This window comes from Synechococcus sp. PCC 7335 (assembly GCF_000155595.1).
In the GTDB taxonomy this organism is placed as follows: domain Bacteria; phylum Cyanobacteriota; class Cyanobacteriia; order Phormidesmidales; family Phormidesmidaceae; genus Phormidesmis.
In genome coordinates this window covers 3582697-3597172 of record NZ_DS989904.1, presented here as the reverse complement: position 1 = coordinate 3597172, position 14476 = coordinate 3582697, and the positions used below count along the sequence as shown (strand labels likewise).

Sequence of the window (14476 nt, the reverse complement as noted above, 5' to 3'; positions counted from 1 at the left end):
CTCTAGATTTCACTGCGTAGTTACAAGGTAGTTCAAGGGAATCATCCTTGTACATTGCTATAGTCGGCATGACCCCTAATCTACTTGTCGATTATGTTCAAAGCCTCCAAATACTACAACTTGTTGCAGCAGCTTGAAAATTTCTTTTCGACAGCTAATTCGTCGAGTCTGCTTACTAAACCAATAGATCCTAACGTTTTGAAATCTCAACTTTCTTTGGATTTACCAAATGAGGGTAAACCTGTAGAAGAACTGCGAACGGAGATTACTAGCTATTTGAATAACGCGCTGAAGACAGCTCATCCTAGCTATTTTAATCAGCTGTGGGGCGGTTTCAACTCAGCCTGTTTCATGGGTGATATGCTTGCGAGTGCGACAAATACCTCGATGTATACCTACGAGGTGGCGCCGGCTGCTACTTTAATCGAGCAGGCGCTAGTTACTAAGATGTCTGGCATCTTAGGGTTTAAGAGTGCCGATGGGCAGTTTACAACCGGAGGGAGTAACGGAAATTTGATGGCGATGGCGATCGCTCGCCATCATGTTCTACCGACTGTTAAGCAGGACGGTATGACCAGCGGCCCCAAACTAGTTGCTTTTGTCTCTAGAGAGGCGCACTATTCTTTTGATAAAGCTGCTCATATATTGGGATTAGGAACAGAGCAGCTATGGAAAGTTCCTGTAGACAGCGATGGCAGAATGAAGCCGGAGGCATTATCTGAGCTAGTAGATAGAGCGCGTGTACAAGGCTCTATTCCTTTCTTTGTTGCCGGAACTGCTGGAACAACTGTAAGAGGTGCCTTCGATCCGTTTGAAGAGATTAGCGCGATCGCCCACCAGGAAAACCTGTGGTTTCATATCGATGGAGCTTGGGGTGCTAGCGTATCGCTGAGCGCTACTCATCGACAGCTAATGGCTGGGGCAAACCAAGCAGACTCTCTGGTGTGGGACGCACACAAAATGATGGGGATGACGCTGATGTGTTCTTTGCTGTTGGTCAAGCAGCGTGGTCAAATGTTAAGGACTTTCTCTACTGCAGGCACCGACTATCTATTCCACGATGAAGTCTCTGCTGGGGAAGTGCCTACAGAATCATCAACATCATCAACAGAATTGCCCATAGAAGAACTACCAACAGACTTTGGCCCTGCAACTATGCACTGCGGTCGGCGTGTGGATGCACTCAAGCTTTGGCTAGCCTGGCGGCACCTAGGCGATCGCGGCTGGGAAAGGCTAATCGACAGCTACTTTGAGCTGGCTCAGCGAGCAGAAACTATCATCGATAAGCATCCTTCGCTGGAGCTAGTGTCTTCGAGACAGTCGGTGAACCTATGCTTTCGGTATCTACCTCAGAACAAACAGCAGGCCGATGAGCTGACGCTGAAAGTGCGACAGGCGCTGTGGGAAACCGGAACTGCGATGGTGAACTACGCTCAAGTAGAAGGCAAAACGGTTTTTCGTTTGGTCATTTGCAACAATCAAACCCGCTCTGAGGACATCGAGCGTTTTTTCGAGGCTTTAGTAGCGATCGCCCGGCGGTTAGAGCAGGAGATGTGCTGATGGACACGCTTGATCTAGACTTTCTTTTTCATCAGCTCCTATGCTATAGGGATAAAACAAAAGACAATATGAGTCTTGGTTCCTGGCTACAGTGCCAAATGAAAGGCAGGTCCTTTCCAAGCTTGCATCATCTTCCCTTTCGTCCAAATACCTACACTCGCAACTGTATTGCCAAAGAAGCCCTAGAAGATTGCAATAGCTGCGATCAGCGGTTTGAGGCTTTGATTTTATGCTGGGACAAACAAGTCAAAACGCGCATTCACGGGCACCCTGCCTTTTCGTTCTATCATGTTGTCAGTGGCGTTTTTGAGATAGATACCTTCTCTTGTACTTCGCAAAGCAAACTACAGTTGGAGGATACACAAACATTCTTACCTGCTGATACGACTTGGTTTTCCGGTCAGGCTGGACGCTATGATAACTGGATTCATAGCGTTAGATGTTTAGAAGCCGGGCTGACCTTTCACATATATTCTGAAGATGCTCAAAAAGGGATAGTACTATGAATGTGCAAATCCGCGACGTGATCGCAATGCACTCTACTCCAGTAAGTGGGCTGTTTAGTCGCAATAAGTAGACCTAGAAAAGACCTAGAAAGGATCAAACCGCTCCGTTACGATCCGATCCGCATTGGCTTCCACATAGTCCCAGATCAAAGCGCAAACGGATCTCTTCTTACCAATATTGCAGTTTTCATGGAGATCTACGTACGGTAGGAAGTTGTATTCGTTGAAAGCACCCCCTACCTCAGTTAGCGGACGAGTGATATCTGTTGTAATCACATCAAAACCTAGCGTTAATGTCTTGAACCGATGAGAGAAGGCAACACAGTCTTCGGCAATGCTTTTATGCAGTTGATCACTGCAGTCTATGTAGTCTGATCCTGTAGAAGCCGTAATCTTCTCCTGTAAGTAGAACACTTCACCTTCTAGGAGCACTGTCTCAAGTGAATAGCCAGCTGACTCTAGTCGCTGGCGGCTAGTACGATCAAATACTAGCTTGTGAATTGTAGTATGCGTCTCGTAGCGATCGCCTCTGCCTGGCTCTTGATTACGTAAGTGAAATAGCTCGCGAATTGTTCGCCGACCATCGCCCACAACGTTCGCAGGTCGTCTTTCTACGCAGCCTGCATACTGATGGTTGATCACCAGCACGCGGTAATCACGACCTGAAATATGAGACTCTAGCTTAATCACATCGCCACTGGCTTCAATGGTCGCTGCTGCTTGCTGAAGCTGTTCAGGTGTTTTTAGATTAGGAAATACATTTTGGCTGAGCGATCCAGACTCTGGTTTAGCAACGATAGGAGAAGGTAAGTCATCTGGAATATCTACCGCCGATTTGAACGTCCCGTAGGAGATAGGAACCGCTAGTCCTTGCTGAGCAAGGAGCGACAGTTTGTGAGACTTTAGCTGTTCAGCATCGTAATCTTGATATCGAATGCGAAAGGAAAAGTGACCTGGATATATCTTGTAGATAAATCCTTTTCCTGCTCGTTCGGCTAGAAATGTTCTATCTTCTAAGCTAACAACTTTAAACTTGAATCCACGCTGCGCGCCTGCTTGCATAACTGTCCAGATGCGCTTAGTCACATGGCGGTAGCTGATTTCGTTTTGGCTTGGCGAATCTTTAGTGGTGATTGTCTTGGGTAGAATAAAGGTGCCAGTCTCAACTGTTGCAGCTTGAGATAGCTTTTTCGCAGTTTGGGTAGCTGCATGCAGGTTGGTTGATAGTGGCTCGTTTCGCAGCATTTCTAAAAGGGCAATAGAGTTTTCTACTAGCACTTTGGCCGCTTTATTTACAGAGACAGCGTGCTTTCCCTCAGCTTCAATAAAGTCTGCTTCGGTGTCTATGGGTCGAAACCAAGTAACCCAATTGTGGGGTGGATGAATGCATCCTAGCCGACTAAAATCCTGACAGGTGTGAGCGATCGCGCCGCCTTGTCCACAGCTGTCTTGATCGCCGACTGCTACCAAACCAAAAACCTTGCCATACAAGATGGGTTGTCCTGTCGCGGCATCTACCTGAGCTGAAAGCGTTCCATAAAGGCGCTCAATCAATCGCTGACATTCTGAGGTTCTATTTCCCCATATCAGTGGCGTTCCGAGAATTAAGATATCTGCTTGCTGAATCTGCGATAAAACCTGGGGAAAATCATCGCCTGTACCCTCATCTAAGGTGGTTCCTGAGAGAATCTGTAGATCTGCGGTTCTAAGCGATCTTATCTGACAACCCTGCTGACAATAGAAGTGAGCAACACATCGCCACAAAGCATCCGTGTTGCTCACTTCGGGAGATTGTTTTAGGGTGCAGTTAATAAAAAGAACGCTTGGGTAAGTCATTGTGTTCGCGGCGCAGCTATAACCATTGACTTAGCTATTTAGCGGCTATCCAACAGATGTTTGATGATGCGCTTGATGAAGTCGTATCAACGCTACCAAGCGCAACTCACCGTTGTATGAGAATTTGCTGATTACACAGCGACCAGCAGATAAAAAGAGTTAGTTTAGGGCGTTCTTCGAATTCTTTAGGTGTTCTCTAAGCCTTTTGTACCAGAATCCTCATGTTGGTGGTGTCTTGTAGAAGCTAGAGATAGCAATCTAGAGCCTTACACTACCCTGCGCTAGCGCTTGTGAAACGACTAATGAAACTACTGAGCATATGTGATCCTACTCGTTATGGCAGTCCACCGCTGGATGTGCCCACCTTCTACCAAAGGCTCTCACAAGATGAAAGCGTGTCTTTTTACCATCTACCTTCACCTAGAGTGACTTCCACGGCAATTTCTGAAGTCCTTTCTGAGGGTGGACGTGAAATGCCTTCAAAAGACAGCTTTGAATCATTACCCATAGAGCACCCGTATATTCCGGCGATCTCAGTTGCTGGCGCGCTGACCTACCCTGACTTTCTATCGATAGGAAACGAGCCTGCTAGACCAATAGCGCTAGCCGATGTTGACCTGGTTTTTTGCCGTACGCTCAAGCCTTTTCCGCCCAGTTATTTAAGCCGTTTGACCGAATGGGAAAAGTACACTCGGTTTGTCAACAGCCCAACGGGTAAGCAGACGCAGATGAGAGCTGAGTTTTTGTTAGAGACGGCTGAAGGCTACATTCCAGATGCCATCGCTACTGATAAGTATGACCAAGCGATCGCCTTCTTCGAGCAGCATAAAACTATTGTTGCCAAGCAGTCCAATAGCTGCGGCGGGCGCGGCGTCTTCAAAATCTGGTACCAAGCAGGCGTGTTTTATGTTGATAACGTGCTTAGTGGAACCCATCGATTCCCGACATTCGCTCACGTCATGAGCTTTCTCCAACAGGGGCAAATAGAGCCGCTCCAGTTCTGTCGATATTTGCATCGGACAGACGAGGGAGACAAGCGAGTTGTTGTTGTAGATGGTGAAATCTATGGCAGCTACTTACGCCGCTCAAAGAGCGGTCACTGGGTCAACAACGTCAGCCGAGATGGCGAATGCACACTGGCTGAGATTACAGAAGATGAAATCGCTGCCATTCGCCATACCGTCGGCCGCTATCAGGCGCTAGGACTGCACACGTTAGGCTATGACTTTTTGATGGACGACGAGGGTACCTGGCGAATTAGCGAAATTAATGCAGGTAATATCGGCGGCTTCGCACGCCTAGAGCTACTGACCGGTGAGCCTGTGATGAAGCGCTTGACAGATTGGTTAAAGGCATTCTCACAGCGCCCCTTACTCACGACAGCCGCGCCTCAGCGAAACTGCCAAGACAACCTCCAGTTTGCATAGGTTACTTATCCACCTGTTACTTTTCTATCTATTGCTTGTTCCTCCCTTCAGCTATCCACCGAATCATCACTATAACTATGACTATCGCAATTCTCTCGCCTTCACCGACTACTACGATTGATGTCTATCCTATGAGGCTACAAAGGCTGATTCGCCAACTACAAGAAGCATCCCTGCTTACACCAGCACAGATTAAAGCAATTGTTCTAGACGCCAACATTTCCACAGAAGATTTGCTACCTTGGGCGGATTTTGATCACCCAGCTGCCGATAGCTACGGACGTCGGCTAGTGTTCCACGGTGGCCACTTCGAGATCATGGTGATGAGCTGGGTTCCAGGTGATTTCAGCGCTATTCATGATCACGGAGCGACAGAATGGGGAGCTGTTCAATGCTTTGGCGCAGCAGAGCATTTGATCTATCGGTTAGAGACTAATTCTGGGGAGGCAGAGGATATTCGACTAGCGGTAGGGTACTCTGAGGGTAGGAGGCTGAGTCAGCCGGAAGTCGCTCCCTATTCCCCTGGTATGGTTCGAGAAGTCAACCACAGCCTCATCCATCAGATGGGAAATGCTAGCGACCAGGCGTTTTTGAGTCTCCACGTTTATGGTCGTCTAGAGAACGCCCAAAACATTACAGGAAATGCCAAAGTCTTTGATTTATTTGAGCAGACCATTCAGCACACGGATGGAGGCGTGTTCTTTTGCTTGCCAGAAGATCAAATTAACTGCCGCCTTTGTGGACTTAGTGCTCATTTGGAAACAACTATGATGCAGCACCGCTTAATGCGCGATCGCATTATCCGCATTATCGAGGCACCCGAGACAACACGCCGGCAGCGACAGTTCCTAGCTCGCAAATTAGCGGTACTCTCTACAGAAATAAATGCGATCAGTGCATAGCCTATAGTCTTCTATCGAGTCATCGCTATTCCTATCTAGCACTCTTTCTCGAAAACAGGTTGGACAAAGGTACAGCGCTAACGCCGTGCAGCACAATGCTAAAAAGCACAGTTAAAACAACACAGGCAATCAGTTCATCCTCACCTGGAATGGGAAATTCTTCTAGCACCAGTAGGACAAACAAAATAGACGCCAGTCCTCTAGGACCAAACCATCCCAGAAATAGTTTCTCATAGCTACTAAGCTTCATTCCGATCAGCGCTAGCCAGATAGCAGCCACTCGAACGACGCTCAAAAATGAGATAGCCAGTGTCAGCGTTCGCCAGCTAGCATGCGTCAACCCAATCGGTGCTAGAAGAGAGCCAAAGACTAAAAAAGTCAGCATGGTCAGGAGTTGGCCTTCACTCTCCATAAACTCATTAATGAACATAGGCGGTGCGGGTAGCGTATTGCCAAATGTGAGTCCGCCTACAAAAGCCGCAATAAAACCATTCCCGCCAATTAGTTCAGCGCTGTAGTAAGCGATAAAGGCAGTTGCTAGGAAATAGAGTCCTTGTTCGGCCATTGTCACTGTTTTACGGCTCACCGCCAGATCTAGTAGCTTTGCTGAAAGATAGCCGACAACAATTCCAGCTACTGGCCCTAAAATGAGCTGCAAGCAGGTAAACAAAGCAATATTTTCAGGTACTCCTTCACCTTGGGCTCCGCTAGTAGCAGCGGACATAATTGCCGCAATCAGCACAATTGGCAGCGCTATCCCGTCATTGAGCCCACTTTCAACGTTGATGCTCTGACTAATCCGTTTGGGTACGGCTGGGCTGGTCACCACGCTTTGTCCTAAGGCTGCGTCGGTCGGCGTGAGGATAGCTGAGAGTAGAAAGGCAAGTGCCCAAGGTTGATCGGGGGATACCCATCTAGCAATAATCGTGCCAAACAAAATAGATAGCGGCATGCCAATTAATAGCATGCGCTCAGGAATGGCAATGCTACTTCTTAACGATGCTAGGTTTACCCGTGATGCATCAGCGAACAAAACCAGTATCAGGGTAATTTCAGTGATCAGATGAACTTCCTGACGACCGGTTTCCATCGAGACTATCTGTGCGCCGATCTGACCTAGTAATAGGCCAAATCCTGTGAACACCATCGGCAGAGAAAGGATGGAACTCGCAAGTTTCCTAGAGATGAGCGCGTAGGTGGCGATCGCCAACAAAACGACTAGAATCACCGGCGGTGTCAGCATATAGAGCACCCTTTGTAAGTTGACAAGCGATACCTCCAGCGTTGGCTGTCAGATCAACAAAAATAGAGGAATGAAGAATAGATGAATGGCTTTCCTTGCCAGACTCTAGAAGCAAGCCTACATCGATCCTAAGCGGGCTGCGTAGAGTGCCGCCCCAATTAATCCTACTTTAGGATTGAGCACGACATGAATAGGCACCTTCTTCAATAGTGTACTCACCCGTCCTTTGTTCAAAAAAGCCTCTAAGAAATCTCCTTTTTTCATTAGCGGTAAAATCTTCGCCGCAATTCCGCCTGTGATATACAGCCCACCATAGGGTAGAATCTTCAGTGCTAGATTCCCTGCTTCCGAGCCGTATAGCTGAACAAACATTTCTAGCGCTCGTTCACAGAGAATATCTTTTTTGTCTGTGTTATCTTCACCTGTGTTAGTGGAGACATCCTGTGAGAGCATCGCATGTTTAGAGATAGCTGCAGCTGGGCTCTGGGGATGAGTATGAGTCTCTTTGCCTTTCCTCCAAGCATCAAAAGCTGCTGAAACTTCCTCTGATTCAGGTGCTAGCTTCACTTCGTCGCGCAAATACTGATAGATAGACACAATTCCAATGCCAGAGACTACTCGCTCAATTGATACATGTGATAGGCGATCGCGCTTTTGAAGATATTGGCATAGTCCATACTCCTCTGAGGTTTGAGGGGCGAAATCCGCGTGACCGCCTTCCCCTGGAAACACCTCGTAGCAGCCGTTCTCTGGAATTAGAAACCCTTCGCCCAATCCGGTTCCGGCACCGATGACTGCGATTGGATATTTGGGGTGAGGCACTGCTGTCTGTAGTGTCGATAGCTCTGATGGCTCTAGACCTAGCACACCATAGCCATTTGCCTCAAAGTCATTGAGTAGCGCAACGGTTGGGATGTTTAATTTTGTTTCTAACAGGTCTGCATTAAGTGACCATCCTAAATTAGTCAGCTCGGAACGCCGCTCGACGACTGGACCCGCAATGCCAAAGCAGGCAACTTTGATAGAGGGAGCACTTCCTAGTTGTGTGCCAGCTTCTACAAGGAATTCTTCTACCATGAGGTGCAGATCCGAAAAGCTAGCGCTGACGTAGGTTTTCTCGTAGAGCGCGTCAACGGGTAAAGACTGGGACTGAAGCTTGATAGGAGGCGAGAATTCTACGAGGCGTAGAATCGTTTTGGTACCACCAACGTCACCTGCTAGAAGTATTGGCATAGGTCTAAAGAAGAGTTTAAGAGGTTCAATTCGACGCTATCAAGTCTCGATTAACTCTCCCTGAGAAAATAAGGAGAGATCTGAGTAGCAGCTTTGCAGCGCAGGCTACATAGCCGTTCTAGTCACGTTACGATTGTAGAACTTTTGAGCGGACTATCAGCGCTATCTCATCCTCGCTGCTACAAAGTTCGCTACACTTTGCAGTTGAGTCATTTGCTACTGCGCCTCTAGCCAAACTTAGCCAAACAATATGAGCGAAAAACTAGCTAGTCCAAGCCCTCCGAAAAGCCGTTCGAGCCTACAGCTCATGCTAGTGGCTTCAAGAGCCCTATCGGCTTCTCGACCTGCGTTGATTTCTCTACTGATTGCAGGCGGTGCTGAGTTAGGGGGTGTGGCTCATCCAATCTCATTCTGTAATGTGCTTTTTATTGGTAACTTCTGCGCGGCCCTCGTAGTTGGGTTTTGGTTTGGGTTTGGTAGTATTGTAGAAGATCTCAAGCGTACAGAGACAAAAGTGATTGTTGGTTTGTTGATCAATGGCTGTTTAGCAACACTGCTCTCTGCTTTGATCTTTCTGGGGCTTAGAGAGACATCTGTTACGAATGCTGTTCTGTTAGGACGACTTGGCCCTGTTTTGTTTGCTCTAGCTGGGGCGATCGCGCTCGGCAAGTCAATTCAGCGATTAGAGTGGCTGGGTTTTTCATTGATAGCAGGTGGGGTAGTCGCAATTATACTTGCGACCAATGGCTTTGATCTCAATCGAGGTGACGCGCTCATTCTACTTTCTACAATTGTCTTTGCCGTCTCTGCACTGATTAACCATGTCATGATTGCTAGAGCCGCCTCGCTGCGCTTAGTCGTCTTTTCTCGCAATTTTATCTCTTCGATTATTTTCTTCTTCATTGCCATGAAGCTTTTCGGACCTATGCACTTTGCCGACGCTTTTAGCGGCAGCTTATGGGTACTCATGGCAGTGTATGCGCTAGTCGTAATTGTCTGCGCTCAGTTTCTTTGGTATGCCTCTACCAACAATCTTGATTCTAGAACGATTGGTAGGTTGACAGTACTTTCTCCCGTATTTGGAGTTACCTATGCCTTTCTCCTCAACGGGGAACGTCCTTCTACCATTCAGACTATAACCCTAGTAGTCGTTATCATAGGGGTGATGGTTGCTAGCTTTGGTAACAAAAGAGACACTACTTCTAAGCTAGAGATGAGGTCACAAGCTTCTGAAGACGTAGCCTCAGCTCCTTAAGGGCTATCACGAATTTATCTACATTTGATACTATCCAGATTTGATACTTAGTGAGTCTTCAAGATTCACTGAGATAGGTATAGCGTTCCATTCCTGCTTTGTAGTTGTCCATTAGTTTGCGAGCTTCTTCTATAGTAATTTGACCTTGACTGAGCGCCTGTTCAGAGCGACGGCGAATCTGTTCGATCATGTCTTTAGGGTTATATTGCACCTGTCGAAGAACTTCGTTAGTGGTGCTGCCGCGTACGACATGCTCGATGGTGTAGCCCTGCTGAGTCTTAGCCTTTGAGGCTAGATGGATGTGAACAGTGTTGATATTGCCAAACAGGTTATGAAGGTTGCCTAGGGTTTCTTGGTATGCGCCGACTAGGAACATCCCGAGATAGTAGGGTTCATCGGTCCTGACTGGGTGAAGTTCTAGAATTTCTTTGATTCCTTTTTGGCTGATGAAGCGATCGATCTTGCCATCGCTGTCGCAGGTGAGATCGGCTAGAGTGGCGTGTTTTGTCGGTTCTTCGTTGAGCCGGTGAATCGGTAAGATAGGAAAGAGCTGACCGATAGCCCATGAATCTAGGGCGGCTTTGAAAAGAGAGAGATTTAGATAGTAGATAGAGGCCATGCTTTTCTCAAGATGTTCTAGCTCTTCTGGAACATAATCTTGTTGGTAGAGCAGCGCAGCCACTTTTTTACAACAGCCCCAGTACAGTCTTTCAACGCGGGCACGTTCGGCTAGATGCAGATAGTTGAGATTGAACAAACTAGCGGCTTCTTTTTTGAATTGAACCGCATCATTGAACGCTTCTTGATAGTTGTCAGCATTGACGGTGGTGTACACATCCCAAAGTTCGCGAATGAGGTTATGTTCACCGTCTTGATAAGGAGCGGGGTCTTCGGGAATGGCCTCGCTGGTGCCTAGAACATCGAATATGAGCACGGACTGATGTGAGGCGATCGCCCGTCCACTTTCACTTACCAGGGTCGGCATCGGCAGTTCTCTAGCGACACAAGCATCCTTCACATGAGCCACCACGTCGTTTGCATAGTTCTGGATACTGTAATTCTTCGAGCCCTGAGAACTGGTTTTAGAGCCGTCGTAGTCTACGCCCAAACCGCCACCCACATCGAGATAGCCCATGGGAGCACCTAAGCTAACAAGCTCTACATAGATTTGACAGGCTTCACGCATCGCGTCTTTGATGACGCTAATCGCATTTACCTGAGAGCCAATATGAAAGTGTAAAAGCTGCAAGCTATCTAGCATGTCGGCTGCTTTTAGCTTTTCAACCACGGTGATAATTTCAGGTATGGTTAAGCCAAATTTGGCACGATCACCTGCGCTCGTGCCCCAACGCCCTGATCCTTTGGCGGCAAGTTTGGCGCGTACGCCTAGATTAGGCTGAATGCCAAGGCGCTTTGCAGTAGCGATCGCCACTGCCACCTCTTCTACCTGCTCTAATACAATGATTGGCTTTTGCCCCAGCCGCTGGCCGAGCATAGCCGTTTCAATGTAGGATTCGTCTTTATAGCCATTACAGATAATCAGTGCCCCCGGCGTATTTAAGCTGGCCAGCGCAATCATCAGCTCGGGTTTGGTTCCAGCTTCTAGGCCAAACTGAAACGCCTTGCCAAAACGAACGAGATCTTCAACAATATGCCGCTGTTGATTGCATTTAACCGGGAAAACGCCCTGATAAACCCCCTCATAGCTGTAACGGGCGATCGCTTTGGCAAAGCAAGCGTTGATTCGCTCTAGCCGATCTTCTAAGATCTCTGAAAACCGGATCAGCACAGGGAGTTGAAAGTCTCTTTGCTTCAGTCCTTCAATCAGCTGCTTAAGATCCAAAGAGCCACCACGATCGCCCCTTGGAGATACGGTAATGTTGCCTCTGGCGTTGATTGAAAAGTATGGCTCGCCCCATCCTCTGATTCGATAGAGCTCTTCACTATCTTCAATAGTCCACCGAGCTGTGGATGCTGCTTGATGCGCTTCGCCAATTTGCTTATCAACTGGCTCATTAACTTGCTCATCAACTTGGCGACTAGGGTTCGATTCGGCGTCAGGGTTAGCATTCGAATTAATGCCAGAGGTATAGGTTAGGCTCACAGAAACGGACTCTCCCTCGAACTTTTTTGACGGTGGTTGTCGAATATGGTATCCCGCCTTTGCGAATAAAGGGCACCCAGAGATCAAGCAATCTTGGTGTAAAGAGGATTTTCGCCCGGCGACGATAGTTAGCTGAGCTGAACGACGACTTGATCGTCTAACAGGGTTTCGCTGGTCAGCAAGTCTTCTACGGTCATTCGCAAAAACCGTTCGGTATCAACATTGAACAACACTCTGATGCGATCGCTTCCTGGAAAACCAGGTGGTGTTAGCTCTGCAATTTTCCGCCCGCTCCCAGTATCGTTCAGCGCTTGTACTTCAGGGGTTTTCCCCTCTACGGTCGTTTGGCGAGTAACGAGCTGATTGCCCTCAAAATACACCTCTGTACGCAGAGGAGCCGAGTCACCCAGCTCACCTAGAATGAGTTCGATACTGGGCTGCTTTTCACTAGAGGCCCCTAAGAAAAACTCGATTGGCTCAGTTGTAGGGTAGGGCTGACCACGCTGAATAATCGGGTGCCAGCTATGAGTATTCTGACGGCGGTCCCAGTAGCGAATGCCATAACTGTGATGTAAGAAGTCCTCAAGTTCAATCGTTTGCAGCCTGAGAGCACCTTGAGCAACCGCCTCGAACGGACGGTCGCCTTTGATTTTCTCTACTCCAAAGTGCCCTGCGGCCCAAGATTGAACCGCTGGAATTTGAGCACTCCCGCCTACTAGCAGCACGGCATCGACATCATCTGCGCTTAGATTTTGTCTTTGAGCCTGCTGGAAAACCTGATCTAACCGAGTATCTAGCCGTTCGAAAAAGCCTTTTTTACTCAGAATATCTTCTAGGCGATCACATGTTAGCGACAGTTCGTAACTTTCTAAGGTTTCCTCATCAAAGTAAGCTTCCTCAGCTGTCTGACTAGAAGAGAGCGCGATCTTCAGCTTCTCAACTAGTCGCAGTGTCAACGGAGTCAGCGGCAGCGATTGGGTATTTGCAAAGTGTTCTGCTAGCCACCGATCAATATCCGCACCGCCCAAGTTTTCCCCAGCCTTTGCAAGTACGCGGACTGTTTTAGGAGCTGTCTGGTTTGCGGGCTGAGGCGATCGCGATTGATTCCCCCACTTTAGGAAAAAGCCTGTAGGCTTTTCATTTGAGAAGGTCGGCTGAATGAGTGAAAGATCTAGCGTGCCACCGCCAAAATCGATGACAAGCAGCGTTCGCTGCGCAGGGCTGATCTGATAACCCAGCGCAGCCGCGGTAGGCTCGTCAATTAATCTAACTTGATCGATCTCTAGTGACTGACACACGCTACCTAGCCAGTTTCGGTAAGACTCAAAGCTGTCTACAGGAACCGTAAATATGACTGAATCAAAACTGGGATCTTGTTGCCTTAGCGATTCGATGACGCTGCGCAAAAACCAGCTACCTATTGTTTCAAAAGAAAGGATGTATCCGTCTATTTCGGGAATAAAGCCTTGAACGGGTGTGCCGATACCGCGTTTGAAATTGCGGAAAAAACGAGGGTCGCTAGATAGGTCTAGGCCGCGATCGCGCACTGCTTTTCCTGCAATTAGTTTTACTTCCTCTAGTGCCATCGCCGCTTGCGCTATATATAGCAGGCTAGGTACCAGCGGCGGATTGCCTTGCTGCTGTATTGATAGACCTGGCAGCACCATCGTTTCAGGCGACTGGTTTTCTGCATTCCAGCGAGCGATGACGGTATTAGTCGTCCCAAAATCAATGGCGTACATGATCAAAAAACACTCAACAAAAGACTTGCTAACACTGCATTCTCTACCAAAGCACTTTCTAGAGCGATACGACTAACGACAGCCCGATCAAGCCTCCTATGCAGAGTCCTACCAAGCTGGTCACGAGCACTATTGTGACGCTTCGCCAGTATTGAGCTCCCACTACCAAGCTCGCTCCTAGCTGAGCCATGACGGTTGCGATCACCGCTGTGAGTACTACCGATAAGGATGTCAGTAGCCCTAATCCTATCAGGGCCCATCTCAAACTGACCTCATCTAAGTTTTGATCGCTGCCGATATAGTTGAAAGCAACTGAGAGCGCAACGACTAGCAATAGTCCGCCTAGATAAGAGAGCACACCAACTCGATGCTTTCGCCCTGAGCTTTTTGAAAAGTCAAAGGAAGGCGTTAGCCCCATAGCCAGTGATGGAATGGCGATCGCAGTTGCTAGCCAAACCCAAGGGGGTGGTTCTGGTGTTAACAAGACTAAACCGACTGTTATGTAGAGCAAGCACAGCAGTATGATCTGTGCCCATGGCGTCAGCGATTGACCAGCTCGTCTACGCCTGGTTGCTCTAGACGGTTTAGCTCTAGATGATCTAGCTCTAGGTGATTTAGAGTTAGATGAACGTGGCGGCGGTGGGCTTGATCCGTTCATGAAAGCATCA

11 protein-coding genes are annotated in these 14476 nt (G+C 48.1%); 5 read left to right on the top strand and 6 right to left on the bottom strand.

The genetic code is table 11. The annotated features are described in order from the left end of the window. Window positions 1–93: 93 nt before the first annotated feature. Together S7335_RS15200 and S7335_RS15195 are read left to right on the top strand one after the other, a co-directional pair. A complete protein-coding gene (locus tag S7335_RS15200) occupies window positions 94–1560 on the top strand; it encodes an aminotransferase class V-fold PLP-dependent enzyme (protein WP_006454033.1) in 1467 nt (488 codons plus the stop codon). A gap of 68 nt (window positions 1561–1628) precedes the next feature. Then, entirely contained in the window at window positions 1629–2066 is a 438-nt protein-coding gene (locus S7335_RS15195) for a hypothetical protein (protein WP_157620275.1), read from the top strand. A gap of 84 nt (window positions 2067–2150) precedes the next feature. Here the strand turns inward: S7335_RS15195 and S7335_RS15190 are convergent, their stop codons facing one another. After that, window positions 2151–3902: an NAD(P)H-dependent oxidoreductase gene (locus S7335_RS15190; RefSeq protein WP_006455461.1), complete on the bottom strand. Its 1752-nt coding sequence runs from the start codon at window positions 3900–3902 to the stop codon at window positions 2151–2153. 302 nt (window positions 3903–4204) lie between these two features. On the opposite strand from S7335_RS15190, the gene S7335_RS15185 reads away from it, so the two are divergent. Both S7335_RS15185 and S7335_RS15180 read left to right on the top strand, forming a co-directional pair. Continuing rightward, complete coding sequence (locus S7335_RS15185; protein ID WP_050765904.1) at window positions 4205–5329, top strand: RimK family alpha-L-glutamate ligase; 1125 nt, start codon at window positions 4205–4207, stop codon at window positions 5327–5329. 77 nt (window positions 5330–5406) lie between these two features. Then, window positions 5407–6231 (top strand): cysteine dioxygenase family protein, encoded by an 825-nt coding sequence (locus S7335_RS15180; protein ID WP_157620273.1) that lies wholly within the window; start codon window positions 5407–5409, stop codon window positions 6229–6231. 31 nt (window positions 6232–6262) lie between these two features. Here S7335_RS15180 and S7335_RS15175 read toward each other — a convergent pair whose 3' ends face one another. Both S7335_RS15175 and S7335_RS15170 read right to left on the bottom strand, forming a co-directional pair. Next, window positions 6263–7474 (bottom strand): sodium:proton antiporter, encoded by a 1212-nt coding sequence (locus S7335_RS15175; protein ID WP_006455592.1) that lies wholly within the window; start codon window positions 7472–7474, stop codon window positions 6263–6265. Between the two features lie 117 nt (window positions 7475–7591). After that, window positions 7592–8707 carry a glucokinase gene (locus tag S7335_RS15170; RefSeq protein ID WP_006453558.1) on the bottom strand — a complete coding sequence of 372 codons (1116 nt, stop codon included), beginning with the start codon at window positions 8705–8707 and terminating at the stop codon, window positions 7592–7594. A 250-nt stretch (window positions 8708–8957) separates the two neighbouring features. Between S7335_RS15170 and S7335_RS15165 the strand changes: the two genes are divergently transcribed. Continuing rightward, window positions 8958–9962: a DMT family transporter gene (locus tag S7335_RS15165; protein ID WP_006456931.1), complete on the top strand. Its 1005-nt coding sequence runs from the start codon at window positions 8958–8960 to the stop codon at window positions 9960–9962. Between the two features lie 58 nt (window positions 9963–10020). On the opposite strand, the gene speA is transcribed toward S7335_RS15165, so the two are convergent. From speA to S7335_RS27880, 3 genes are all read right to left on the bottom strand, one after another. Further along, on the bottom strand, window positions 10021–11958 hold the full coding sequence (speA, locus tag S7335_RS15160) for a biosynthetic arginine decarboxylase (RefSeq protein WP_227500065.1): 1938 nt from the start codon (window positions 11956–11958) through the stop codon (window positions 10021–10023). 236 nt (window positions 11959–12194) lie between these two features. Then, complete coding sequence (locus S7335_RS15155; protein WP_006453529.1) at window positions 12195–13808, bottom strand: Hsp70 family protein; 1614 nt, start codon at window positions 13806–13808, stop codon at window positions 12195–12197. A gap of 58 nt (window positions 13809–13866) precedes the next feature. After that, entirely contained in the window at window positions 13867–14466 is a 600-nt protein-coding gene (locus S7335_RS27880; protein WP_006453753.1) for a hypothetical protein, read from the bottom strand. Between the last annotated feature and the right edge of the window lie 10 nt (window positions 14467–14476).